The organism is Hyphomicrobium sp. DMF-1, from assembly GCF_027886585.1.
Classification (GTDB): Bacteria; Pseudomonadota; Alphaproteobacteria; order Rhizobiales; family Hyphomicrobiaceae; genus Hyphomicrobium_C; species Hyphomicrobium_C zavarzinii.
Map to the genome: position 1 here is coordinate 1,736,993 of NZ_CP115706.1, position 24,632 is coordinate 1,761,624.

Consider the following 24,632-nt stretch of genomic DNA (forward strand, 5'->3'; position numbering starts at 1 on the left):
GTTGCCGCGGTGCGCTATCGATTGACCAGAGCTCGCCGTGCGAACCACCAATATCGGGTCTTGGGATGACACGTCCTTCGGCCATTGCTGGCCTTCTCGTCCTCGATCCTGCGGTTGCGCGGCATGCCTTCTACCGGGAGGCTCTGGCGGGGCTCGCCGATCGCATCGAATTCCTGACACCGTCGGACGACATCGCCACAGCTCTCGGCGATAGCCAGCAGTTCGCGGCTGTGCTGATCCAACTCGACGGGATAGACGGTTCGAGGCTGCGGCAGATGGGCGACATGCTCGGTGCCTTGGCTGGCACCCCCGTGGTGTTCTTTTCCGCTGATGCGGAGCGTGTAGAGGCGATCACGGACGCTCTTGCTGCACCTTTCGACTATCTTCCCTGGCCTGTTCCGCCACGGCTTCTGCGCGCAAAGGCAAGCCTCTTGCTCGAACGGGCGCGGCTGCACGGCGAGTTGGCGCGCTTGTCCGGATCCGTTGCCGCGCTCGGCTCAGACCTGGATCGGCTTCAGGCAACGGCTGCGGAGGAAGTCCGGCGTGCGGACAGATTAGGCTCGCTTGCGAGCGAGCACGTCCACCGCGGCAAGAATCTTCTCGCGATCATGCAGTCCATCTCGCTCAGGACCTTGAGCGAGGGCCGTCCGATGGACGAAGCGCGTGGTGCCTTGATCGGGCGGCTGCGGGCGCTTTCGCGCGCCTATCAAATGCTGACGGCGGGGGATGGAAGCGGGGCCGGTATCGGCGAGATCATGGACGGGGAGCTGCACGAGGTCATCCATCGCGTAACCACATCCGGGCCGCCGGTGCGGCTACGCGGCTCGGTGGTGCAAACCTTCACACTTGCCGTGCACGAGCTGGCTACGAATGCGATGCAGCACGGCGCGCTCTCCGGTCAGTCCGGCACCGTGAACGTGGGCTGGACCCTGTTCGAGACGGGAGCCGAGCGGTATCTCGAATTCGAATGGTCCGAGCAGGGCGGGACAGTTCCGGCCGTGACGCCACGCCGTGGTTTCGGTCTCAGTCTGATCTCGTCGCTGGCGGGACCCGGTGCGGCGAGCCCCAATATCAGCTTCGATGGGGAGGGTTTCTCCTGCCGTCTCAGGTTTCCGCAAGAAATGATCGTCTCCGAGTAACGTAACCGCTCAGGATTCGAGGCGACGCGGGGTCGTGAAATGCTCCAGGTGCCCGCTGGCCGACGTGATGTCCTTCCAGCTCGAAGCCTTGAAGGTGAGCACGGCCAGCGCTCCCGTGGGGAACTCTTGCGCGAGGGCGGCGAGCGTCTTGCGGTCTCCATCGCCTGCAAGCTCGAGCGCGAGCGCGTGAAGGCCGGGGTTGTGGCCCACCAGCAGCACGTGCGGCTCGTCCTCGGCGTACTGGCCGAGCACGGTGCGCATGACCTCGGGCGAGGCAAGGTACAGCGCTTCGTCGTAAACCACGCGCGGCGCGGGCGGGCCTAGCTCGGCGAGCAGCAGCGTCAAGGTCGCGCGCGTGCGCATGGCATCCGAGCACAAGGCCAGCGTCGGTCTCAGCTTTTCATGGCGGATGAACTTGGCGAGCGCGGGAATTGCTTTCGCGCCGCGCTTGGCGAGCGGACGGTCGTGATCGTCAAGCTCGGGATCGGACCAGCTCGACTTTGCGTGGCGGAGGATGGAAAGAGTCAGCATGCCGCGAGCATGGCGGATTGCAGCGCGGCGTCAAGGGCCCTGACGGCCAATGTGAGCACCCCCATCCGAGCGGCTCAAAAAGCGTGAGCGGCCGAGGATAAAAAAAGGAGCCCAAGTTTGGCTTGGGCTCCAGTTTAGCTGTTTGGATGGACATTGCCGTCTAAAGAAACCAGGGGAACCTCGATGGTCAAAAGATCGGCACCAAACAGCATCGTACTTGGGAGGAAGACGTAGTGAAGTAGTGTTGGAGGCGTGAGGTAATCAGCGCTCCGAGGCCGGATGGGTCCGGAAACGCAGCGGGTCGTAGAACGGCATCCGCACGACGTGAGCGTTGAGCACCTTGCCGCCGTCGTTGATCTCGACGGCCGTGCCGAGTGCCGTGTGCGACGGCGCGATCTGGGCCATGGCCAGCGACTTGCCGAGATGCTGGCTGAAGGTGGTGCTGGTCACGATGCCGACTTCCTTGCCGCCTGCGAAAACCTTCGCGCCGGGGGTGACGGCTTCGTGGGAATCCACTTCCAGGCCGGTGATGAACGAGCGCTCCTTGCCCTTGCTCGCGGCTACGGCCGCCTTGCCGCGGAAGTCAGGCTTGCTGAGATCGATGGTCCAGTCGGCGCGCACTTCCCAAGGCGTGGTGTCGCCATGGGGCATATCGAACGGGAAGAACAGCAGGCCGGATTCGACGCGGACGATGTCGAGGCAGGTCCAGGAGACCGGCATGACGCCCTTTGCCTTTCCGGCTTCGAGGATCGAATCCCAGATGAAGCCCGCGTCTTCGCGGCTGGTGAAGACTTCGTAGCCGCGCTCGCCGGAGTAGCCGCCGCGTGCGATCGAAACCGGGCGGCCGAAAAGCGTTGTCTTCAGATGCTTGAAGTAGCCGAGCTTCGACAGATCGGCCGGCGTATGGGGAGCCAACACCTCGAGCGCGACGGGGCCCTGCAGCGAGAGAATGTGCACATCGTCATCGGGCTCGATCTTGACGTCGTACTTCGACGCGTACTCCTTCAGCGCTTCGCCGAAGGCGCCGCCGCCATGGGAGATGCGGAACGTGTTCTGGCCGTCGACGTACACGAGAACGTCGTCGATGAGTGCGCCAGCATCGTTGACGGTGTTCGAGATATGCGAGTCGCCGACAGCGGCCTTCGAAACGTCGGTGGTGAGAAGATAGTTCAGGAACTTCGTGGCGTCCGGACCGGAGACGTTGACGATGTTGAGGCCGGTGACCTCGATGAGGCCTGCGCGATAGCGCGTTGCTGCAACCTCGTCATAGGGATCGGTGGCGTAGTTCTGAGGAATCGGCATGCCGTTCCAGGACTGGGTCAGGTCCGACCCGAGCGCGCGGTGGCGGCTTTCGAGCGCAGTTTTGCGGGTGATATTCGACATCATTTCCTCCGAGTACTTTTTGGGCTGCTGCGCATACGCATGCCGAGCTTTTTCAAATTTCTCGCACGTCGTTTCTTTTGAGTCAACTTTTTTTCTTAGTGAGAAATTCAAAATTCGGGAAAATCGAATGCGGGACGCATAGCGGAAACGTCCGGAATGAGCGCAGCGGACGATTGTGCGTGGAAGCTCAATCGTCCGCTGCAAGTTTCAGATCTCAATCAGGACCGCCGCCCTGAGAGGTCGGTGCGCCGTCGTCATACTGAGACAGCCATTCGAGGGTGGTGTCGCGGTAGCGTGTGATGCCCTTGTAGTCGATGAGCTCCTGCGGGAGCGACTTCAGAACGCGATGCATGCGGCGGCCCCACTTCGGCACCGTGACCAGCTCGCGCATCTTGATCAGATAGCCGCGGATGGAGAAGAGGATGGCGTTCGAGCGCGGGAGGCGCCACAGCGCCTGCAGCTCGACGCGCAGGTGCACCTTGTCGCCGACATTCTCCGGCGTGACCGTGGTGCGGTCCTTGCCCCACTTGTTGTAGTTCTCCGGGCTGGTATCGAGACGCGGGTTGATGGTCATCGTCCAGTTGAGGCGGCGCACAGGCTGGCCGAGCTGGAGGTTCAAGAGGAACTTCAGCGCGCGATCGAACACCTTCATGTCATGGGCGAGCGGCACCGGGCCGTGCCATTCCATGAAGTTCATGCCGACGTCGAAATCGAGCGACCAATCGGCCTGGGTGGTGATGATTCCGGCATCCATCCAGAGCTGTCCGTCGCGCTGGTCCTGGATCGAGAAGTCACCCTGGCACTGGCGGCCGATGTACTCCATCGGCTCGTAGGGCAGCGTCGAGGGATCGCCGAAGACGAACTTCTGGTCGATGTTGAGCGGGCGGTTGATCCAGTGCCAGTTGTCGCCCTCGGTCTTGAGCGAGAACCACTGCGGGTAATCCCGCGCCATGGAGGTCATCAGCAGCTCGAGAAAGTCCCACTGCGCCAGCATCATGTGAGGAAGGGCCTGGCAGCGGAGCGGGTCCTCCTTGAGGACGATGGCGCGATCCGCCATCTCGGAGACGTAGTGCTCGTTGATGTCGATGGGGAACTCGAACACCGAGCCCGCGGGGCCCTTGGTGTGCGGCTCGATGTTCACCGAGTACATGTACTTGTCTTCCCAGAACGGGAAGGGGAAGCGCCTGATCGACTCCGGGCTGTTCGAGAACGTGTAATCGTCCCGGAAGGTCTCTTTCTTGAATTCCTGATTCATTAGCTTGCTCCTAAGACCGCATTTCGGGAGGTGACATCAGAGATCGAGAGTGATCCGCGATCCTTTGAGGCGAGAAACGCAGATCATGATTTTGTTTCCAGCCTGCTTTTCCTCGTCGGTCAGATAGTGGTCGTAGTGGAGAATGCTGCCGTCGCAGCTCACCACGGCCGTCTCGCACTGTCCGCATGCCCCGCCGCGGCAGAGATACGGAGGCTCGAGGCCAGCGGATTCGAGTGCCTGGAGGATGCTTTCGTCCTCCTTCACGCGGATGGTTCGGCCCGATTTCGTGAGCTCCACATCGAACGGCAGGCCGCCGCGCGGGGCGGTGAAGTGCTCGGCGTGGACGTGCTGGCTTGGCCAGCCGGCTTCCTTGGCGAGCCGCAGCACATCCTCGATCATCGCGTCGGGACCGCAGACATAGAGATGCGTTCCGAGGGGCTGCTGACCGAGGAGATTGGTGAGATCGATCCGCTGGGCGGAGACGGTCTGATAGTGGTGAAGCTTGCGGCCGTATTTCCGCTTCAACTCATCCACGTATGCGCCCGAGCTCGGCGTGCGGGTGGAGTAGTGCAGCTCGAAGGGCGCGCCGATCTGCTGAAGCTGCTCGGCCATCGCCATGATCGGCGTGATGCCGATGCCGCCCGCGATGAGGAGATGCTTGCGCGCGCGAAGGTCGAGCGCGAACAGATTCGAGGGGTGGCTGATGGTGACGAAAGCGCCTTCGTATAGCTTCTCGTGCACGTACAGCGATCCGCCGTGCGAATTATTGGTCTTGAGGACGCTGATCTCGTAGCCGGTGGTGTCGCTCAGCGAGCCCATGAGCGAGTAGGGGTTCTTGATGGTCTTGGCGCCGTCGCGCATCGTGACCACGGTGTGGGCGCCGGCCGAGAAGGTGGGCAGCGGGCGTCCGTCGATGGGGACGAAGCGGATGCGCTTGATGCGCTCTGCGACGGTTTCGACGCGGGCGACGCGGACGGGAATTTCAGCGCCACTCATTTGAACACCTCGACGATCTCGGGGAGCTCGCCGGGAACCTCGGCGTCGACGCACACGCCCTGGAAGGCTGCGAGGCGCTTCGAGTAGTGATCGCGGACGAGAAGATTTGCGCCGCAGTGCGCGCACTTGACGATGTTCGTCTTCACGTTCTCGGTAAATCCCTTGCAATGAACGCACTGTACGCGGCGGGCCATAGTGCCGCGATGCTCGGTCAGGACCGCTTGCGGGTCCATGCCAAGCTCCTGCGCGAGTTGGACGGTGAGGCCGATCATGGTTTCGGTTCCCGCGGCGTAGATGCGGGTTCCCATGCGCGCCACGTGGAGCACGCCGGTCAGACGCCGGATCGCCGTGACGACAGTCGGCAGCGCATGAACGATCTCGACGGGCAGTTGCTTCAGGCGTGTCGTGTAGTCGGCGCTGTTGGGCAGGGTCTCGGCGTAGACGATGGTGACGCGGCCTTTGATCTGCGGACCGTGTTGATTGAAGAGATCGATGATGGCTTGTGCTCCATCGCCATCTGCAGCGATGACGTGATGGTTCGCGTAGCAGTCGGCGATCAAGCCAGGATACTGTGGCCTGCTTTTGATGCCCTCGACAAGCATGCGCAGTTCTCCGCTAGGATTATTGGTTTCTTACGGCGCTTCGGGCGATTTCCTCGCTGTGCTCGGAGATCGCCCTAGCGCTGTGTCTTTTTTTATTGGTGCAGTTTCTTATCAGTTTCTTGTTCGGTCAGTGTCGTGTGACGGCGGGCCTGGCGGCCCACCGTCCTTTCGTCATCACGCCGGAAGCTGGAAGAACCAGTTGGCGAGAAGAACAACAGTGACGCCTGCGATGAGCGTCAGATAGGGCAGGATGCCGGCCTTGCGCACCTTGAGGTCGGCCTCGGTGAGGTTGAGGTCGTCCAGCATGTGAGCGGGGAAGCGGCCCTTGTCCTGCACATAGTGGCGGAACATGAACACCGGAATGATGAGGCCGGCCGCGATGGTGGCTGCCCAGAGTGCAACCGGGTTCCAGACCTTGGCGCCTGCGCCGAGGAACACGGCGTTGACGAAGGAGAACAGTACGCCGATCGCGAGCAGGATCGTGGGAGCTTTCCACGGCCGCTCGATGTGGCCGTTGTCGATCCGGTGGATCCAGCCCGAGTTCAGGTTCAGGAAGTTGAAGATGATGTAGCAGCAGTTCGATACGGCGAGGATGAAGAAGTAGCTCGTCGCATCGGCCGCGGCGATGGCAAGAAGGCCGAGGTTGAAGATGAGGTCGGACCACATCGCCGCGGTGGGAGCGCCGTGCGTGTTCACGCGAGACAGGTAGCGCGGAAGCCAGCCGTCGACGGAGCCCTGGTACAGCGTGCGCGAGGAGCCGCCCATCGCCGTCATGATCGCGAGGATGAGCGCGAAGATCATCAACATGACCATGATTGACGTGACGAAGCCGCCTCCGCCCACCATGTTGCCCATAGCGGCCGCAACGCCCGAGCCGTCGACAATCGAGGCGTCGAGCATTCCGTTGAGGCCCAGCACGCCCTGGAAGGTGAAGGGGACGAGCGTGTAGAGCACGAGGCAAAGCAGGCCCGAGTAGAAGATCGCGCGGAAGGTATCGGTCTTCGGATTCTTGAACTCGCTCGTGTAGCAGATCGCGGTCTCAAACGCGTAGGTCGACCAGGCCGCGATGAACATGCCGCCGAGCACCAGCGTCCAGCCACCGATGTTCCACTCGCCATGTTCAGGCACGTAGGCCTGCTTCAAGGGTGCGAGAGGCGTGTAGTTGTCCCAGTTGATCTGGCCGGTCACGATGGGCGCGATGCCGACGATGAGCATCGGGACGATCACGAGCAGACCGATGTACTTCTGTACGTTGGCGGTGCCCAGAATGCCGCGATGCTGGATCGCGAACGTCATCAGCATCAGCGCGACGCCGATGAAGAACGTCCAGTTGAGGGAGAAGGAGACCGGACCGAGCGAGCCGCTGACAAGAGTCCAGTTGCGGAACGCGGGTGTGAGTGCCGAGACGCCGTCGGCCGCGAGCAGTGCCGCGCGTGCATCCTCGGCCGTCTTGCCGGCGTTGGCTGCCAGCCATTCTGCGATGCGCGGGCTATCGGCGGCGAGAGAGCTGGCGTTCGCCTTTACCCAGGCGAGGACTTCCGGCGACTCCGCGCCTGGGATCGGACCAAGTGCGTTCAGGATGTAGGCGGCTGCGATGGAGCAACCGAGCGAGAGCACCGGCGTCCAGGCCAGCCAGTTGCACCAGACGGAAAGCGGAGCAATCAGCTTCGAGTAACGAACCCAGGCAGAGGCGCCGTAAACGGATGCGCCGCCCGACTTGTTCGGGAAGAGGCCAGCGATCTCGGCGTAGGTAAACGACTGGATGAAGCCCATGCACATGCTGGCCATCCAGACAAGAAAGGCGACATTGCCGGTGGTTCCAGCGATGCCGCCAATGGAAAAGAGAACGAGAGCAGGAACGCCACTGGCGACCCAGAACGCGCCTCTCCAGTCAATTGATCGATGTAATGTTGGCGAGTCAGCCGCCAACGCGCCCGTTACGACATTCATTTTTTACTCCCCAGAGCTTTTTTTGTTTCCCTCTGCGAGAGCGCCATCGGACATGCGTTGAGCGCTTCGGTGTCGCAGACGGGCAATGGCGGGCGCATCGCTTTTTGGGGTGCCGTCTGTTACCGGACCCCTGATGCAACCCCCTGGGCGATAATGACGCAGCGGTTGTTTCTGTGTCAACAAATATTCGCGAGAGGAAACATCTTTCTCCGCGTCTTCCCCGTTTGTCACCTCGCGAATAATGATGCATCTTCGGAGCGGGGATGTTTGGAGAAGTCGGTGTTTGCGCTGGAATACCGAGCTTTTCAGGTCAGCGCAGAGCACAGAGGCGGGTCTCGCCGTCTCTCAATGTGAAACAAAAACGATAGCGATGATGGCCAAGCGTAAAGTGACGAAGAAGCCGGGCACGAAAGCCAAGGCTGCGCATCTGACGACGGGATCCGGCGCGCCGGACATCGTCATTCGTACCCTCGAAAACGCGATCGGCGCGCAGGTGCGCGACTATCGCAAGCACGCGGGGCTCACAGTTTCGGAGCTCGCATCCGTTGCGGATATTTCGTCCGGCATGCTTTCTAAAATCGAGAACGGCCAGATTTCGCCTTCTCTTTCCACGCTGCAGCTCTTGGCGTCGGCGCTCAATCTGCCGCTTACGATGCTGCTTGCGACTTACGACAGCGGGCGGGGCTGCTCGTATGTGAAGAAGGGTGAAGGCGTCGCCATTCGCCGCCGCGGCACGAAGGTCGGCCACAACTATCAGCTTCTCGGTCAATCGCTGGGAGGCGACATCGCCGTCGAGCCGTACATCATCACGCTCAACAAGGACGCGGACACCTACACGGAATTCCGCCACGAGGGCATCGAGTTCCTCTACATGCTGAGCGGTAAGGTGTCGTACGCGCACGGCGACCGCTCGTATGTTCTCGAGCCTGGCGACTCGATCATGTTCGATTCCGCCGAGCTGCACGGCCCCGACAAGCTGATCGAGCTGCCGGCGATCTATCTTTCGATCATCATTTACGAGCGCCGGAAGGCGTAACGGAGCGCTCTCCGCTTCCCTTCAGCCGTGTATTGCACCGCACAGCGGACGTGTGCACAGGCGCGTTCGGTTATGCAGCGAGGGCGGAGCCGCGCTTCCCCGGCATCGCTCAAGTTGCGGGCCGATGCGGAGAATCCGGCTGCTGCGCGAGGCGTGTTGCGCGGCCGGATGCTCGAGTTGGACGAGGCGGGGAGTTTCTTTAGAAGAAAATTTGTTTCTCGAACATTGACGCGGCCATTTGTCTCTTGTAGTGTTTCCTCATAATCAACAACCCGAGGGCACGCGTCAGATGTGTGGAATTGTCGGATTATTTCTTAAGGACAAGGCGCTCGAGCCGCAGCTCGGCGCGCTTACGGCCGAGATGCTCGCCACCATGTGCGACCGCGGCCCGGACTCAGCAGGTTTTGCGATCTACGGCACCCCGGAGAAGGGGAAGGTCAAGATCACGATTTCGTCTCCCAATCCGGACGCCGACTTCAAGGGCCTCGATGCCGCCGTCAGCAAGGCAATCGGCAGCAAGGTCGATTTCTCGCTCAAGTCCACCCATGCGGTGTTGACTGTTCCCGAGGACAAGGCTGACGCAGCGAAGGCTGCGATCCGCGCGGAGTTCCCCTCGGTTCGCATCATGGCGACTGGCGCCTCTATCGAGATCTACAAGGAGGTCGGCTATCCGACCGAAGTCGCCAAGCGCTTCGATCTCGCGAAGATGACCGGCACGCACGCCATCGGTCATACGCGCATGGCCACCGAGAGCGCCGTCACCACGATGGGCTCGCATCCGTTCTCGACGGGCGCTGATCAGTGCCTCGTTCACAACGGCTCGCTGTCGAACCACAACAACCTGCGGCGCGATCTCAAGCACGACGGCATGACTTTCGAGACGCAGAACGACAGCGAAGTCGCTGCCGCTTATCTCACGTGGCGCATGAACCAGGGCAAGAACCTTGGCGAAGCGCTGACCAACAGCCTCGATGACCTCGACGGCTTCTTCACCTTCGTCGTCGGTACCAAGGACGGCTTCGGTGTCATCCGCGATCCGATCGCATGCAAGCCTGCAGTCATGGCTGAGACTGATCAGTATGTTGCGTTCGGCTCCGAATATCGCGCGCTTGCCAACCTGCCCGGCATCGAAAAGGCCCGGGTCTGGGAGCCTGAGCCTGCGACCGTGTACTTCTGGGAAAGATAAGAAAAGACGGGAGCATTCATCATCATGCAAACAGTAGATTTGGCGAAGACCCCACTTCGCGACCTCAACCAGGATCTTCATCGGCAGTCGGAAGGCTCGAACGAGAAGGCGTGGGAAGTTCTCAACCCGATGGGCTTTCATGCCGTCGCCGTCGGCATTGATGCACCCATCGATGTCAACATCCGCGGCAACGTCGGCTATTACTGCGCCGGCATGAACAAGCAGGCGACCGTTACGGTGCACGGCTCGGCCGGGCCCGGCGTTGCCGAGAACATGATGTCGGGCAAGGTGCGCATCACAGGCGATGCGAGCCAGTATGCAGGCGCTACGGGCCGCGGCGGCCTGCTCGTGATCGAGGGTAATGCCTCGTCGCGTTGCGGCGTCTCGATGAAGGGCATCGATATCGTCGTCAAGGGCAACATCGGCCACATGTCGGCGTTCATGGCGCAGAGCGGCCACCTCGTCGTTCTGGGCGATGCGGGCGACGCGCTCGGAGATTCCATCTACGAGGCGAAGCTGTTCGTGCGCGGCAAGGTGAAGAGCCTGGGTGCCGACTGCATCGAGAAGGAGATGCGTCCGGAGCATCACGAGGCGCTCGCGAAGCTTCTGGAAAACGCCGGGGTCAAGGGTGTGAAGACGAGCGAGTTCAAGCGCTACGGCTCAGCCCGCAAGCTCTACAACTTCAACATCGATAACGCGGACGCATACTGATGTCATACCATAACCCTCCGACAACGCCGCGCAAATCCTCGACCTTCGACGATTACACGCTGTCAGAAATCCGTCGTGCCGCGCAAACCGGCATCTACGACATTCGTGGCGGCGGCGCGAAGCGCAAGGTCCCGCATTTCGACGACCTGCTGTTCCTTGGTGCCTCGATCTCGCGCTATCCGCTCGAAGGTTATCGCGAGCGCTGCTCGACGGGCGTGACGCTCGGAACGCGTTTTGCCAAGAAGCCGATCGAGCTCAAGATTCCGATCACCATCGCAGGCATGAGCTTCGGCGCGCTTTCGGCGCACGCAAAGGAAGCGCTCGGCCGTGGCGCCTCGATCGCCGGTACGTCGACGACGACCGGTGACGGCGGCATGACGCCCGAGGAGCGTGGTCAGTCGAAGACGCTCATCTATCAGTACCTGCCGTCGCGTTACGGCATGAACCCGGACGATCTTCGCCGCGCTGACGCGATCGAGGTCGTGGTCGGTCAGGGCGCCAAGCCCGGCGGCGGCGGCATGCTGCTGGGTCAGAAGATCTCCGACCGCGTCGCCGAGATGCGCAACCTGCCGAAGGGCATCGACCAGCGCTCGGCCTGCCGTCACCCCGACTGGACCGGTCCGGACGATCTCGAGATCAAGATCCAGGAGATCCGCGAGATCACCGACTGGCAGAAGCCTATCTACGTGAAGATCGGCGGCACCCGTCCTTACTACGACGTTGCTCTGGCAGTTAAGGCCGGCGCCGACGTGGTCGTTCTCGACGGCATGCAGGGCGGCACGGCTGCCACGCAGGAAGTGTTCATCGAACACGTCGGTCTGCCCACGATGGCTTGCATCCGTCCTGCGGTTCAGGCGCTGCAGGATCTCGGTATGCACCGCAAGGTGCAGCTCATCGTGTCGGGCGGCATTCGCAACGGCGCGGATGTGGCGAAGGCACTCGCGCTCGGCGCGGACGCCGTGGCCATCGGTATCGCAGCTCTGGTCGCGCTCGGCGACAACGATCCGTCGCACGAGAAGGAATACCGGCAGCTCGGCACCACGGCCGGCTCCTACGACGACTGGCACGAGGGCAAGGATCCTGCCGGCATCACGACGCAGGACCCCGAGCTCATGTCGCGGTTCGATCCGGTGAAGGGTGGCCGCCGCCTGGCGAACTACCTCAAGGTGATGACGCTCGAGGTGCAGACGATCGCACGTGCTTGCGGCCATAATCACATTCACAACCTCGAGCCGGAGGATCTTTGCGCGCTGACTGTCGAGGCCGCGGCGATGGCCCGCGTTCCGTTGGCAGGCACAACCTGGATTCCGGGTGTTGGAGGGGGCGGGCTTTAGCCGCCCCTTTTCCTTTCTGACGCAAACGAAGAAGCAAGATTAATAGGAAACGTTCATGGTTCAGGATCTCGCGGCGCTCGCGAAAGAACGCGGCGTCAAGTACTTCCTCATCTCTTTTACCGATCTGTTCGGCAGCCAGCGCGCAAAGCTGGTGCCGGCTGTCGCCATCGCGGACATGCAGAAGGACGGCGCTGGTTTTGCCGGCTTCGCAACCTGGTTCGATATGACGCCGGCGCACCCGGACATGTTCGGCCTGCCGGATCCGTCTTCTTTCATCCAGCTTCCCTGGCGCAAGGACGTTGCCTGGGTTGCGGCCGACTGCATGATGGAGGACCGGCCCGTCTCGCAGGCTCCGCGCGTCGTTCTCAAGAACGTGATGGCGGAAGCTGCGAAAGAGGGTCTCTACGTCAAGACCGGCGTCGAGTGCGAGTTCTTCCTGACCAAGCCGTGCGGGACGCAGATCTCCGATGACGCCGACCGCGCAACGAAGTCCTGCTACGACCAGCAGGCGCTGATGCGCCGTTACGACGTGATCTCCGAGATCTGCGACTACATGCTGGAGCTCGGCTGGGGTCCGTACCAGAACGACCACGAGGACGCCAACGGCCAGTGGGAGATGAACTGGAACTTCGACGACAGCCTGCTCACGGCGGATCGTCATGCGTTCTTCAAGTTCATGACCAAGGCCATTGCCGAGAAGCACGGCCTGCGCGCGACGTTCATGCCGAAGCCCTTCATGGGCCTTACGGGCTCGGGCTGCCACGCGCACATCTCGGTCTGGGACAAGGCCGGCAAGACCAACATGTTCTACGACAATACGGACGAGATGGGCCTGTCCCAGCAGGGCTATCACTTCCTCGGCGGCATCATGCGCCACGCGGAGTCGCTGTCGGCGATCACCAATCCGACGGTGAACTCCTACAAGCGCATCAACGCGCCGCGTACGGTGTCGGGTGCGACCTGGGCGCCGAACACGGTTACCTGGACTGGCAACAACCGCACGCACATGGTTCGCGTTCCGGGCAAGGGCCGCTTCGAGCTGCGTCTGCCGGACGGTGCGGCGAACCCGTATCTCCTGCAGGCCGTCATCATCGCGGCCGGTCTCTCGGGCATCCACCGCAAGGCTCACCCGGGCAAGCGCTACGACATCGACATGTACCAGCTTGGCCATACCGTGACGGATGCGCCGAAGCTGCCGCTCAACCTGCTCGATGCGCTGCGCAACTTCGACAAGGACACCGAGCTGAAGCAGATGCTCGGCGAGGATTTCGCAAACTCGTACATCAAGCTCAAGATGACCGAGTGGAACTCCTACACGTCGCATCTCACCGAGTGGGAACGCGCGAACACGCTCGACGTCTAATCGCGAGGGCGAAGGGCTCGCGTGGCGCAGCGGGGTGCCATGCGAGCCCAAACTTTGTGAATTCACTTGATGGTGCGCAAGTCGCGACTGACGAACAGCAGTATAATTCAAGAAAAATGGAGATTATGGAGGAAAACTAATGGGTAGCGCTGCCTCTAGCGACTCATCTTTCGCGGTTCAATCCGAACACGCGGACTCCTCCTCCGGCACTCGCTTTCATGCTCGCCGCTCCGCTTCCGCAGAGCCCGTTCTCTACGACCTCGTTGGTGGCGAGGAGGGGCTGCGCAATCTCATCGAGACCTTCTACGACATCATCGAATTCGAGCCGGAAGGGCGCGTGCTCCTCGTGCTGCATCTGCGCGGGCATGGCGTAGCGCACTCCCGCATCGAGCAGTTCAACTTTCTTTCGGGCTTCTTCGGCGGTCCCAGCCTTTACGTCCAGAAGTACGGACATTCGGACGTGCGCCAGATGCACGAGCATGTCGAGATCAACGCCGAGGCTAAGGATGCCTGGCTCAACTGCATGTCGATCGCCATCGATCGCGTCGGCCTTTCCGCCGATGTGAAGGCGCGCCTGATGGCGCCGTTCACGCGCGTCGCAACGATGCTGGTCAATCGGGACTAGTGTCTTTCGAGAGGGCGAGGGCTCTGCTCTTTCTCGCCCTTGCTTTCCGCAAAACTCAGGCAAGAAAAAGCCGCCGAACCCAAGGGCCGGCGGCGAATTAGTTACTGGGCTTGGGAACGCAATCTCAGATCTCGCCTTTGAGACCCTTCTCGAAGTACTTGTGAATGATCTTGTCCTGGTTCTCGAGGAGCCAGTCGATGGACGGCTCGTTCGACATGGCCTTCTGAATGGCGCGGGCGGTCGCCTCGCGATGGATGTTGAACAGGATCTTGTGATCCAGATTGTCGATTGTGGCGACGGAGGGGTTCAGCCACACCGAGATGATGATGCCGATGTCGTTGACGATGGCCTTCGGAAGGTCGCCGCTGCGCACCGCGTCGAGCACGCCCATGGCGGTCGCGTACTGCACCGTACCCATCAGGATATTGGTGTAGCGCTCGTTGGTGACGGTGACCTTGCTTACGCAGAGCGTGGCAGGGCGCACCATCACGTCGGTGTTGAGGAGGGCGAGCACACGGCTGTGGCCCACCACCTGGTTGCCGAGCAGGTTCGCGAAGGCCGTCCCGAACGGGCCGTCGAGATCGCCGATGGCCACCTCGGGCTCGGCCGCGGTGCCCGGAGGGCCGCCGGCTACGAGCGCTTCTCCAACGCGGATTCCAATTCGTCCACTCATCGAGATCTCCCGTGATGCGCGCCGGTGCGGGTGCGCCGGGCGTCCTTCGTTGCTTATGCGGGGCGCGCCTAGGCGTGCGCCACACCGTATTCGGCGGCCGAGTCGAGCAGCCAGTGGGCGAAGCTGTCGACGTAGCTCCGGAACAGCGCCACCTCGTAGGTGGGCTTGTCATCGATCTGCCAGAGGATCACGCCGATGTGGCTCGCGTGCGTGATGGCCGCGCTGCCGGGCCGGAATGCGGTTTCGTGGAGATCGAGCGGGATGCCCTTGGCGAGCACCTCACGGGCGCGGGGTCCGGAGATGCGCACCACGACGCGGCCATCGGACTGGTCCACGACGGAGGCGAGCGGGCCAAAGGTCTTCTTGAACTCGGTCTCGAGATCGCGACCGTCCTTTCGCTCCGCTACGGCGAGCCACTGCTCCGGGCCGGCCCACACGAAGGCGACGCCCTGCTGGCCTTCGACACGCGACGGCGTCTTGGGCAGATCCACGCCGTAGGCGGCGCGAACTGCGGCGTTGAGCTCGTCCTTCTTGCCCTTGGCGGCCGCGAAGCTCGCCATGGTCAGGGTCTCGCGCGCATCGACGGTGAGGTTCGAATTTGCGACGGGCTTCCAGTGGAGGAAGGCCGAGGTTGCTGTCAGTCCCTGCTTAGCCACGGACTCTCACTCCTTCTGGATCGACGAATACGGGGGATACGACTTCGACCAACGTGTCGCCGCCGCGGACCGGATCGTAGGCACGCACGATCTCACCGATGCGGTCTGGGCCGCGCTTCAGGAAGCCGAGGCCGACCCAGTGGCCGTTCGAGGGCGAGAAGGCGACGGAGGTCATGTAACCTTCGTCGGTGCTGGCGCTCGGGACGGCGTCGCGGGCGATGAAGTGCGCGCCAGAGCGAAGCCGTGCCTGCCGGTCCACCGGACGGAAGCCGACAAGCGTCGGCCGGTCGGGATCGGTGAGACCCGGACGCTTGCCGAGCACGTGGCCGATGAAGTCCTTCTTGGACGACACCATCCCGCCGAGGCCCACGTCGCGCGGCGTCGTCGTACCGTTGAGCTCGGGGCCGCTGATGTGGCCCTTCTCAATACGCATGACGCCGAGGGCTTCCGTGCCGTAAGCGCAGGCGCCGAACTCCTGCCCCGCCTCCATGAGGCGGCGGATCAGGGCATCGCCGTAGCGGGCCGGAACGCCGATCTCGTAGGCGCGCTCACCGGAGAACGACAGGCGGTAGAGACGCGCCTTGATGCCACCGCAGACGGTGATCTCGCCCACCTGCAGGTAGTTGAAGCCCGCGTCCGTGATGTCGAACTCGGGGTCGACGACCTTCTGCAGCAGCTCGCGCGATTTGGGGCCAGCGACGGCATACTGCGCCCATTGCTCCGTGGCCGAGACGATCTGCACGTCCATCTCGGGGAAGAGCCACTGGTGGCAATACTCCATGTGCTGCACAGCCTTCACGGCGTTGGCCGTGGTCGTGGTGATGAAGTAGTGGTTCTCACCGAAGCGCGCGACGGTGCCGTCGTCCAGGAAGATGCCGTCCTCGCGCAACATGCCGCCGTAGCGAGCCTTGCCGATGCCGAGCGTCTTGAGGCCGTTCATGTAGATCTTGTCGAGGAATGCGGCTGCGTCCGCGCCCTGGAGATCGACCTTGCCGAGGGTGGACACGTCGCAGATGCCTACGGCGCTGCGGACGGTGGTCACCTCGCGCTTGACGGTCTCGAGCCAGTCCTTCTCGCCGGGACGCGGGAAGTAGGCCGGGCGCAGCCACAGGCCGGTTTCCACGAACACGGCGCCCTGCTCCTTCGCCCAGCGATAGGAGGGCGGAAGGCGCGTGGGCTTGAAGTTCTTCTCGCGGTGATGGCCAGCGAGGGCTCCGAGCGCGACAGGCGTGTAGGGCGGACGTGCCACGGTGATACCGGTCTCCGGGATCGACCTGCCCGTGATCTCGGCCATGATGGCGAGCGCGTTGACGTTGGCGGTGCGGCCCTGGTCGGTCGCCATGCCGAGCGTGGTGTAGCGCTTCAGATGCTCGACCGCGCGGAAGCCTTCGCGCTCGGCAAGCTCGACGTCGGAAGCGGTGACGTCGTTCTGCTGATCGACGAACGCCTTGCCGTTCGGGTTCTTGACGCGCCAGAGCGGGGTTATGGCCTCGCTCTCCTCGGCGGCCTTCGGCACGGCCGTGGGCGTGGCCTGGCGTCCGGTGGAGGTGGCTGCGCTGGCGCCCGCGGTTGCGCCGCCGGCGAGTGCTTTGTGTAAAGCGAGGTCGCCCGCCACGGCGCCGGCCAGCGACATGCCGTGGGGCAGGACGCCCGGCAGGAAGCAATGGAGCGTATCGTTCCAGACCGGCCTGCTGCCCTGATGCGTTGTGAGCTGGATGTTGGGATTCCAGCCGCCCGAGACGGCTACCAGATCGCACTCGAGCTTGATCTCGTCGTCGGTGCGCGTCTGGATGGTCACGCCGGTCACGCGCTTCTTGCCGAGGGCGCCGGTCACGACGCCCCCCGAGATCAGCTTAGTCCCGGCTTCTCCCGCGATGCGCTTCACCTGTTCGGAGAGTTCGGGGCGGCTGTCGACGAGGGCTACGACATCCACGCCTGCCCGTTTGAGGGCGGTTACCGTGGTTGCGCCGTAGTCGTTGTTCGTGAACACCACGGCGCGCTGGCCGGGGGCGACGCCGAAGCGGTTGAGATACGTGCGGACGGCACCTGCCAGCATGACGCCGGGGCGATCGTTGCCGCCGAACACGATCGGCCGCTCGGTTGCGCCGGAGGCGAGTACGGTCTGCTTGGCGACGAGGCGCCACAAGCGCTGGCGGGGCGCGCCTTCGGCCGCTTTGGGAAGGTGATCGCTGACGCGCTCGACGGCACCGTATGTGCCGCCGTCATAGGCGCCGAATGCCGTCGTGCGGCGCAGGATGCGCACGTTCTTGGCCTGCGAAAGCTCGGTCTCTACCGATCGGACCCAGTCGGCGGCGGGCTTGCCGTCGATCTCTGCCGCGTCGTCAATGGCGCGTCCGCCGAGCGCGGCGTTCTCATCCACCAGGATGACGCGGGCGCCGGTGCGCGCGGCCGAGAGGGCGGCCATCAGGCCAGCCGATCCCGCACCTATGACGAGCACGTCTGCGAAAGCGGTCGCTTTGTCGTATGTGTCGGGGTCGGCATCGTCGCTCGCCCGGCCGAGACCGGCGGCGCGGCGGATCATGGGTTCGTACAACTTCTCCCAGAGCGCCGAGGGCCACATGAACGTCTTGTAGTAGAAGCCTGCGACGAAGACCGGAGACAGCAGCGAGTTGATCGACATGACGTCGAACTCGAGCGAAGGCCAGCGGTTCTGGCTGGTCGCGCTCAGCCCGTCGAACAGCTCGGCCATGGTGGCCTTGGTGTTGGGCTCACGGCGCGCGCCGTCACGCAGCTCGACGAGGGCGTTCGGTTCCTCGGAGCCTGCGCTCAGGATGCCGCGCGGACGGTGATACTTGAACGAGCGGCCGGTCAGAACCACGCCATTGGCGAGAAGCGCGGAGGCAAGCGTGTCTCCGGGGTGGCCGGTGTAGGTCTTGCCGTCGAAGGTGAAGCGAATGGTGCGGCTACGGTCGATCAGGCCGCCTCTGTCGAGGCGGTTCGGCTGCGAACCCGTGCCCGAGCGGTGTCCAGGCGTGGCCATTACTTAGTGTCCTTCGTTGCAGACTTTTCCTTGAGGGCGACTTCACGCGCGGCCTCGACCGACGTGATCTGGTGGGTGGCCACGCCGCGCGTGACGACCAGCCAGGCGTGGCAGCCCGCCGCGTGGTACCAGAGCTCGCGGTGCATGCCCGGCGGGTTGGTGCGCTCATACACGTAGCTGACAAATTCTTCGGTCGCGGTGGGGCTCGCGAAGTCGGGCCGTTTCACCGTGGCGTCTCCCGAGTACAGGAACTCGTCGAGACTCCGTTCGCCGCAGTAGGGACATGCGATTCGCATCGCCGGGACTTTCCTATCAGGGTTGATGTCAGTGCAGGTTCGGGTGCGGGCCCATGCCCTTTTCGTCGATCGCGTGGCCCGTGGCGAAGCGATCCAGACGGTAGGCCTTGGCGACCGGATGAGGCGCGTCGCGGGCGATCAGGTGGGCGAAGCAGAGGCCCGAAGCCGGGGTCGCCTTGAAGCCGCCGTAGCACCAGCCGGCGTTGATGTAGAGGCCCTGGACCGGCGTGTGGTCGATGATCGGGCTGCCGTCCATCGACATGTCCATGATGCCGCCCCAGTGGCGCAGCAAACGCACGCGGCCGATGCGCGGCATCAGCGCCATACCGCCTTCGCAGACATCCTCCACGACGGGAAGGTTGCCGCGCTGGGCGTAGCTGTTATAGCCGTCGAGATCGCCGCCGAACACGAGGCCGCCCTTGTCGGACTGGCTGATGTAGAAGTGGCCGGCGCCGAAGGTCACGACGCCGTCGATGAACGGCTTGATGGCTTCGGAGACGAAGGCTTGCAGCACGTGGCTCTCGATGGGAAGGCGCAGGCCCGCCATGGCGGCAACGCGCGAGGAGCTGCCGGCGACGGCCATGCCGATCTTGCGCGCGCCGATATAGCCGCGCGTGGTCTCAACGCCGACGATGCGATCGCCTTCGCGCTTGAAGCCTTTGACCTCGCAGTTCTGGATGATGTCGACGCCGAGCTTGTCGGCGGCGCGGGCGTAGCCCCAGGCGACGGCGTCATGGCGTACGGTGCCGCCGCGGCGCTGGAGGAGACCGCCGTGAATGGGGAAGCGGCCGTTCTCGAAGTTGAGGAACGGAACCATCTTACGGACCGCGTCCTGGTCGAGCAGCTCGGCGTCCACGCCGTGGAGGCGCATGGCGTTGCCGCGGCGGGCGAAGGCGTCGCGCTGGGCGTCCGAATGGTAAAGGTTCAGCACGCCGCGCTGGCTCACCATCGCGTTATAGTTGAGCTCGTGCTCGAGCTGCTCCCAGAGCTGCATAGAGAGCTCGTAGAAGGGGATGTTGCCGGGCAGCAGGTAGTTCGAGCGGACGATGGTGGTGTTACGGCCGACGTTACCGCCGCCGATCCAGCCCTTCTCGACGACTGCGATGCGCAGCGGGCCGTAGTGCTTGGCGAGGTAGAAGGCGGTCGCGAGGCCATGGCCGCCGCCGCCCACGATCACCACGTCGTAATCGGATTTCGGGGCCGCATCGCGCCAGGCCGGGCCCCAGCCCGTATGCCCGCGGAGGGATTCGCGTAGGACGGAAAAGATGGAGTAGTGGGACCAAGACATCGTCTGCTCGCTCCTCGAGACTGAGGCTTCTACCCTTAACGGCGAATGCGGTTGTGGGGGATATAAGTGTTATTTATACTGTCGTCATGAGAGACGCTTCTGCCTCACTTCCTTTCGACCTCAGGTCGCTCGAAATTTTCCTGTCCGTCTGCGAGACGGGGGCCATGTCTTCGGCCGCGCGGGCGCTTGGATTGACCCAGCCGGCTGTGTCTCTTGCCATCTCCGATCTCGAGCGGAAGCTCGGGCACGAGCTGTTCGATCGCACCGTGCGGCCGCTGGCCGTTACGCTCGCGGGTGGGCTCTTGCGGCAGCGTGCGAGCGCCCTTCTGGCGGAAGCGCGTCAGATCGGTCCGCTGCTGCGCGAAACGGAGCACGGCAAGCTGCCTCTCATTCGCGTCGGGCTCGTCGATTCGCTCGCGCGCGCACTCACGGCGCCGCTCGCCTCCTATCTCGCATCGAAGGCAGACGAAGTGTGGATCCTCTCGGGGCTCACAGCGTCGCACGCGAGCGATCTGCTGACGCGGCGGCTCGACCTGTTCCTCGGTGTGGACGACCTTGAGGACTGGGCGGGGCTCGAGCGCTGGCAGCTCGCCAAGGAGCCTTATGTTCTGCTTCTTCCGGCGGGCACGGAAGCGCCTCGCACGGTCGGGGCGCTCAGGAAGCTCGCGCAATCCCAGCCGCTGATCCGTTTCAGCAGCCGTTCCCAGACCGGGCTCGATATCGAGTCGCATATTCGCAGGCTCGGCCTCGATGTGCCGCGGTCCTTCGAGTTCGACACGCCCTACGGTGTGGCCTCGATGGTGGCGAACGGATTGGGGTTTGCGATCACCACGCCGCTCTGCATCCGGGAGGCGGCGTTGCCCGAGGCAGGCCTCATTACGGCGCAGCTTCCCGGGCCACAGATCACCCGCAAACTGACTTTGGTCGCGCGTCATCGTGAGCTGGGGCGTATTCCCCGTGACCTCGGCGAGATGGCGCGGCGGGTGCTTCTCGATGCCGGGGCGCTGCAGTAGCAACCTGGGTGCGTCCAGAGGCTCCGCGCAGCTCGCATTTGCCCCCGCCGTTGCGCGCTTTTTTCACTGTGAAATTGCCACGCGGCTCATGTATTCATAGGTGCCAGGCGGGCCCCGTAGCTCAGTGGATAGAGCATCAGATTCCTAATCTGAGGGTCGCAGGTTCAAATCCTGCCGGGGTCGCCATTTTTCTGAATTTTCATTGAAAACGCTTGGATTTTCGTTGCGGCTTTCCACGTGGAGGGCGCGCGCATCACGCTGCGATCCACCCGCGTGAATTTTGCTCTCAGGATTTCACGATCTCCGCGACAGCGATCTCGCCGTCGCAGATGTAGTGACTGGCGGCGCGTTCCAGGCGGTCTCCGGGCTTCACCAGCATCGCATGCCGGATTGTGCCCGATCGCGTGAGCTCGCCGATGATGAAATCGCGCTCGGCATTGGTGTCGGCATCCGTTGCATGCGTAATCTGGAATGTGAGGCGCGTCAGCGAGAAGCCCGTATCCCGCGTGCCGGCGCCCACCCAAAGCGCCAGCTCCGAATCTTCTGGCCGGTCGGTGTTGAGCCAGAAGTCGAGTGTGTTTGCGTTGGCCTCGGCATTGGTGACGTCCTGCGCCCAGAAGCGGACATGGTGGCGCTTGCGCGGGCTATCGCCGATGGCCTTCTGAAAGCCGATGTCCTGTCCGCGTCCAAACAGGTAGAGCGTGCTGAACGGCGCCGTCGGGTAGGGTCTGTTCAGGACAAAGGCCTGAGCCATACGCCACGAGGTGTTGATATTGAGCGGATCCGCTTCGACCCAGCCGGTCGCGGAGAAGGCGGCGCGGAGCTGGTCTAACGTGCCCACGAGGGCGAGATTGACGGGATCGCCGAGAAGCCCGTCGCCCGTGACCGTGAAGTGCGGCACATGCTTGCGCTGGAGAATCTTGAGCCCCATTCGAACCACGCGGGGCAGGATGACGTAGGCTGCGATGCCATAGGTGATGCCGAGTGCCAGAAGAGTGGGCACCCTCTTGTCCGTGAGCTCGAAGACATAGACGATCAGCCAGATGCCGAGTACGCCGACGCCTAGCACGGCCAGTCGCTGAAGAAGCCTTGCGACGGCTTTCATGGGGTGCTCTCAAGCATTCGGCCGGGTGTTCTTGCTGGCGGCATGACCATAAAGGGCTCTGTGATAGCTGACGGCAAATGCGTCACCCTGCCAAGTTGATTGCGTGGGGGCCCCGAGCCTAAGTCTTGGCCAGCAAGCCGCTTTTCAGCACAGTTTCCGGCTCTTTCGAGCCATGTACCCCTATGATCACAGGTGTTTTTACGGGGTTGCTTCACGAGAACAATTTATCGCATGGCATAGGTAGCCCACGTGGGATGTTGCCATGAACTTCCAACAACTCAAGTACGTCAAGGCCCTCGTCGACGAGGGAAGCTTTGGAGGGGCAGCGGCGCGCTGCAACGTCACCCAACCCACATTGTCGAATGGAATCGCCCAACTCGAGGCCGAGTTCGGACAGCGCCTTTTTCAGCGGACGACGAGAAGCGTTCGCCTGACTGCCTACGGTGAGCACCTGCTGCCGTTCGTTGTCGAGGTGCTGCAGTCGATCGAAGCCTTGAAGGCGCGATCCAAAGCTGCCGTCGAAAAGAGCGTCGTCAACAGCATCCAGGTCGGACTGTCGCCGCTCGTCGGCATCCGGCGTGCCGAAGCCATGCTGGCGGGCTTCAGGTCGAAGCATCCAGATATCCACATCGCCTACAGGGAGTACAATTTCCGCGAGCTCTATGAGCTTCTGCGGGGCGGCCAGGTCGATATCATCATATCGCCCTACGACAAAGGATTGCGGCTCGACACCGAGCACATGGAAATCCTGATGGAGCGTGATCCGTTGGTGTTCGTTCCGAAGTCGTCGGACCGTCAACGGTGGCTCGATGCCGGCAGCGTGACGCTCCACGACATTGTGAACGAGACCTTCGTGCTGGTTCCCGACACGTGTGGGCTTACCAGCTTCACGAAGGCCATCTTCGAATCGAACGATATGATGCTGCGCCGGCACATCGGAGATGTCGGCAGCTATGAATCTATCATCGAATGGGCCGAGACGGGGATCGGCTCCGGCATTCTTCCCAAGTCCCGTATGCCGGAAAAAGCTCCGCTGGCACTTCCCATCGTGCACGATGGATGCGAGGTCTCGATCGACTATTTCACGATGGGCAAACCGTCCACAATTACGCGCGCGCCCTTCTCCGAATTGTGGGAGGCCCTGCGGGAAGCCCGAACAGTTTCCACACGCCAGGCCCCTGGCCCTCTTGCTCGCAAGCGGGAGCTCCGATTGATCAAGACGGCGCCTTAGATCGTCTCCAAATCGAATGAGTGAACGGCGCTGGTGCGTCCAGCGCGGCGGTGGGCCGGCGTGCGCCGCGGATCTTGCGGACTTATAGCGTCGTCTTCAGCAGGCGCAGCAGCCGCGGTAATGACCCCGTAAGCTGAGGAAGCACGATCTTCGTCTCGAGCAGAGAATCCCAAAGCTGGGAAAAAAGACGCGGCGAGATTGTCGATGGCCTTCCGAGCGCGAAATATTCGATCGTGACGGGATGTCCGTTCTGAACGATTGGTATTCCGGGGAACTCCTTATCGGCGATGCAGGACCGGGGAAGAATGCCTGAGCCAATGCCGGCTTGTGTCCACTCGTATAGTGCGCCATAGCCGCTCGCCTCGCCTGAGTGTTGACGCAGCACGATGTTGTGGGACTTGAAGATCTGTTTTGTGAAGCTCGCGAGCCCGCAACCGTCGGAGAGCATTACGAACGTTTCGTTGGCGATATCGGCCAGTGTTACGCTGTCGAACAGCTCCCACTTAGGTTTGCTCGACGGCGTCGGCAGAAAGATCAGAGGATCGCATTCCAAAGAGACGCAGAAGAGCTCCAAGTTGAGCGACGTGTCCAGATCGTAGGGCGCTAGAATAATATCAAGCTGACGCTGTTGGAGCAGAAGGCACAGCTCGTTGAAGTTCCGCTCGTGATAGATGACGTCCGTTTCGGGGTGTTTGGCGCGAAACCTCGAGAGGATCGCCTCGGCGCGGCGGATGCCAATGATCGGTGACAACCCGACATGCACGCTGGTGTGGGATTTGGTGGGTGGCGTTTGGGAGTGGTGAGTGAGAGAATCCAGGACCTGGATCGCAACCAGTATGTGCGGGAGCAGGTGTTCGCCGTACGGGGTCAATCGGACGCTTGTCGCCGTGCGCCGGAAAAGACGTTTTCCAAACTCGGCCTCGAGTTGAGTGATAGCGGTCAAAATGGCTGGGAGAGCGACTGCGCACCGGGCCGCAGCCGCTTCAAAGCTGCCCTCGTCTGCGAGCGCCTTTACGAATTTTAGCTGTTCTAGGTCCATGGCGCCCTCCCTGCCGGGCTTCCAATGCCATGAGCTATGCGCTGCTTTCGTGCAACCCCGTGAAAACACGTTCCGCAACGCGTATTGGATGCGCAAATGCAAGTGTTTTGGGCATCTTGGTGTTGCGATGAAAACAGTCGATAAACTGTCTGAGGCCGGTGGCGAAGATGAAACTAGCCGACACGGCCGACTGTCTCTTTTGCGAGTTCCGATATTTCG

The 24,632-nt window shown here is 62.6% G+C and carries 22 protein-coding genes and 1 tRNA gene; 10 read left to right on the plus strand and 13 right to left on the minus strand.

Annotation, left to right across the window (positions count from 1 at the left end; translation table 11 throughout):
- Positions 1-65 precede the first annotated feature (65 nt).
- Complete coding sequence (locus tag PE058_RS07765) at positions 66-1,139, plus strand: sensor histidine kinase (RefSeq protein ID WP_271030278.1); 1,074 nt, start codon at positions 66-68, stop codon at positions 1,137-1,139.
- A gap of 9 nt (positions 1,140-1,148) precedes the next feature.
- Here PE058_RS07765 and PE058_RS07770 read toward each other — a convergent pair whose 3' ends face one another.
- From PE058_RS07770 to PE058_RS07795, 6 genes are all read right to left on the minus strand, one after another.
- Positions 1,149-1,670 carry a SixA phosphatase family protein gene (locus PE058_RS07770; RefSeq protein ID WP_271030279.1) on the minus strand — a complete coding sequence of 174 codons (522 nt, stop codon included), beginning with the start codon at positions 1,668-1,670 and terminating at the stop codon, positions 1,149-1,151.
- A gap of 261 nt (positions 1,671-1,931) precedes the next feature.
- Complete coding sequence (locus PE058_RS07775; RefSeq protein ID WP_271030280.1) at positions 1,932-3,056, minus strand: aminomethyltransferase family protein; 1,125 nt, start codon at positions 3,054-3,056, stop codon at positions 1,932-1,934.
- Positions 3,057-3,267: 211 nt separating this feature from the next.
- Positions 3,268-4,308, minus strand: a complete 1,041-nt coding sequence (locus PE058_RS07780) for a heme-dependent oxidative N-demethylase family protein (protein ID WP_020086995.1) — start codon at positions 4,306-4,308, stop codon at positions 3,268-3,270.
- 36 nt (positions 4,309-4,344) lie between these two features.
- Positions 4,345-5,304, minus strand: coding sequence for a PDR/VanB family oxidoreductase (locus tag PE058_RS07785; RefSeq protein ID WP_020086994.1), 960 nt, complete (start codon positions 5,302-5,304; stop codon positions 4,345-4,347).
- Complete coding sequence (locus tag PE058_RS07790) at positions 5,301-5,906, minus strand: dimethylamine monooxygenase subunit DmmA family protein (protein WP_020086993.1); 606 nt, start codon at positions 5,904-5,906, stop codon at positions 5,301-5,303. Before PE058_RS07790 ends, PE058_RS07785 begins: the two co-directional genes overlap by 4 nt.
- Positions 5,907-6,080: 174 nt before the next feature.
- Entirely contained in the window at positions 6,081-7,856 is a 1,776-nt protein-coding gene (locus PE058_RS07795) for an APC family permease (protein WP_026868190.1), read from the minus strand.
- Positions 7,857-8,226: 370 nt separating this feature from the next.
- Here PE058_RS07795 and PE058_RS07800 point away from each other — a divergent pair, with 370 nt between their 5' ends.
- The 6 genes from PE058_RS07800 (at position 8,227) to PE058_RS07825 (ending at position 14,111) form a co-directional block, all read left to right on the plus strand.
- Positions 8,227-8,892: a helix-turn-helix domain-containing protein gene (locus PE058_RS07800; protein WP_020086991.1), complete on the plus strand. Its 666-nt coding sequence runs from the start codon at positions 8,227-8,229 to the stop codon at positions 8,890-8,892.
- Between the two features lie 289 nt (positions 8,893-9,181).
- The gene (locus tag PE058_RS07805) at positions 9,182-10,078 is read left to right on the plus strand and encodes a class II glutamine amidotransferase (protein WP_271030281.1); all 897 of its coding nucleotides are present in this window, start codon (positions 9,182-9,184) and stop codon (positions 10,076-10,078) included.
- Between the two features lie 24 nt (positions 10,079-10,102).
- Positions 10,103-10,789, plus strand: coding sequence for a GXGXG domain-containing protein (locus tag PE058_RS07810; RefSeq protein WP_026868188.1), 687 nt, complete (start codon positions 10,103-10,105; stop codon positions 10,787-10,789).
- Positions 10,789-12,123, plus strand: a complete 1,335-nt coding sequence (locus PE058_RS07815; RefSeq protein WP_020086988.1) for an FMN-binding glutamate synthase family protein — start codon at positions 10,789-10,791, stop codon at positions 12,121-12,123. Before PE058_RS07810 ends, PE058_RS07815 begins: the two co-directional genes overlap by 1 nt.
- A 55-nt stretch (positions 12,124-12,178) precedes the next feature.
- A complete protein-coding gene (glnT, locus tag PE058_RS07820) occupies positions 12,179-13,486 on the plus strand; it encodes a type III glutamate--ammonia ligase (RefSeq protein WP_020086987.1) in 1,308 nt (435 codons plus the stop codon).
- A gap of 139 nt (positions 13,487-13,625) precedes the next feature.
- Positions 13,626-14,111 carry a group II truncated hemoglobin gene (locus PE058_RS07825; RefSeq protein ID WP_020086986.1) on the plus strand — a complete coding sequence of 162 codons (486 nt, stop codon included), beginning with the start codon at positions 13,626-13,628 and terminating at the stop codon, positions 14,109-14,111.
- A 124-nt stretch (positions 14,112-14,235) separates the two neighbouring features.
- Here the strand turns inward: PE058_RS07825 and fae are convergent, their stop codons facing one another.
- From fae to PE058_RS07850, 5 genes are all read right to left on the minus strand, one after another.
- On the minus strand, positions 14,236-14,784 hold the full coding sequence (gene fae, locus PE058_RS07830) for a formaldehyde-activating enzyme (RefSeq protein ID WP_020086985.1): 549 nt from the start codon (positions 14,782-14,784) through the stop codon (positions 14,236-14,238).
- Positions 14,785-14,852: 68 nt separating this feature from the next.
- Positions 14,853-15,440: a sarcosine oxidase subunit gamma gene (locus PE058_RS07835; RefSeq protein WP_020086984.1), complete on the minus strand. Its 588-nt coding sequence runs from the start codon at positions 15,438-15,440 to the stop codon at positions 14,853-14,855.
- Positions 15,433-18,441, minus strand: a complete 3,009-nt coding sequence (locus PE058_RS07840) for a sarcosine oxidase subunit alpha family protein (protein ID WP_271030282.1) — start codon at positions 18,439-18,441, stop codon at positions 15,433-15,435. The genes PE058_RS07835 and PE058_RS07840 overlap by 8 nt, the downstream gene beginning before the upstream one ends.
- Complete coding sequence (locus tag PE058_RS07845; RefSeq protein ID WP_020086982.1) at positions 18,441-18,737, minus strand: sarcosine oxidase subunit delta; 297 nt, start codon at positions 18,735-18,737, stop codon at positions 18,441-18,443. The genes PE058_RS07840 and PE058_RS07845 overlap by 1 nt, the downstream gene beginning before the upstream one ends.
- A gap of 28 nt (positions 18,738-18,765) precedes the next feature.
- Positions 18,766-20,025, minus strand: a complete 1,260-nt coding sequence (locus PE058_RS07850) for a sarcosine oxidase subunit beta family protein (RefSeq protein ID WP_020086981.1) — start codon at positions 20,023-20,025, stop codon at positions 18,766-18,768.
- 86 nt (positions 20,026-20,111) lie between these two features.
- On the opposite strand from PE058_RS07850, the gene PE058_RS07855 reads away from it, so the two are divergent.
- Positions 20,112-21,038 carry a LysR family transcriptional regulator gene (locus PE058_RS07855; protein ID WP_040498533.1) on the plus strand — a complete coding sequence of 309 codons (927 nt, stop codon included), beginning with the start codon at positions 20,112-20,114 and terminating at the stop codon, positions 21,036-21,038.
- A gap of 110 nt (positions 21,039-21,148) precedes the next feature.
- A tRNA-Arg gene (locus PE058_RS07860) sits at positions 21,149-21,224 on the plus strand.
- A 100-nt stretch (positions 21,225-21,324) separates the two neighbouring features.
- Here the strand turns inward: PE058_RS07860 and PE058_RS07865 are convergent.
- The gene (locus PE058_RS07865; RefSeq protein WP_020086979.1) at positions 21,325-22,143 is read right to left on the minus strand and encodes an LssY C-terminal domain-containing protein; all 819 of its coding nucleotides are present in this window, start codon (positions 22,141-22,143) and stop codon (positions 21,325-21,327) included.
- 262 nt (positions 22,144-22,405) lie between these two features.
- Here PE058_RS07865 and PE058_RS07870 point away from each other — a divergent pair, with 262 nt between their 5' ends.
- Positions 22,406-23,374 carry a LysR family transcriptional regulator gene (locus PE058_RS07870; protein WP_020086978.1) on the plus strand — a complete coding sequence of 323 codons (969 nt, stop codon included), beginning with the start codon at positions 22,406-22,408 and terminating at the stop codon, positions 23,372-23,374.
- 82 nt (positions 23,375-23,456) lie between these two features.
- On the opposite strand, the gene PE058_RS07875 is transcribed toward PE058_RS07870, so the two are convergent.
- Positions 23,457-24,413 (minus strand): LysR family transcriptional regulator, encoded by a 957-nt coding sequence (locus PE058_RS07875; RefSeq protein ID WP_020086977.1) that lies wholly within the window; start codon positions 24,411-24,413, stop codon positions 23,457-23,459.
- Between the last annotated feature and the right edge of the window lie 219 nt (positions 24,414-24,632).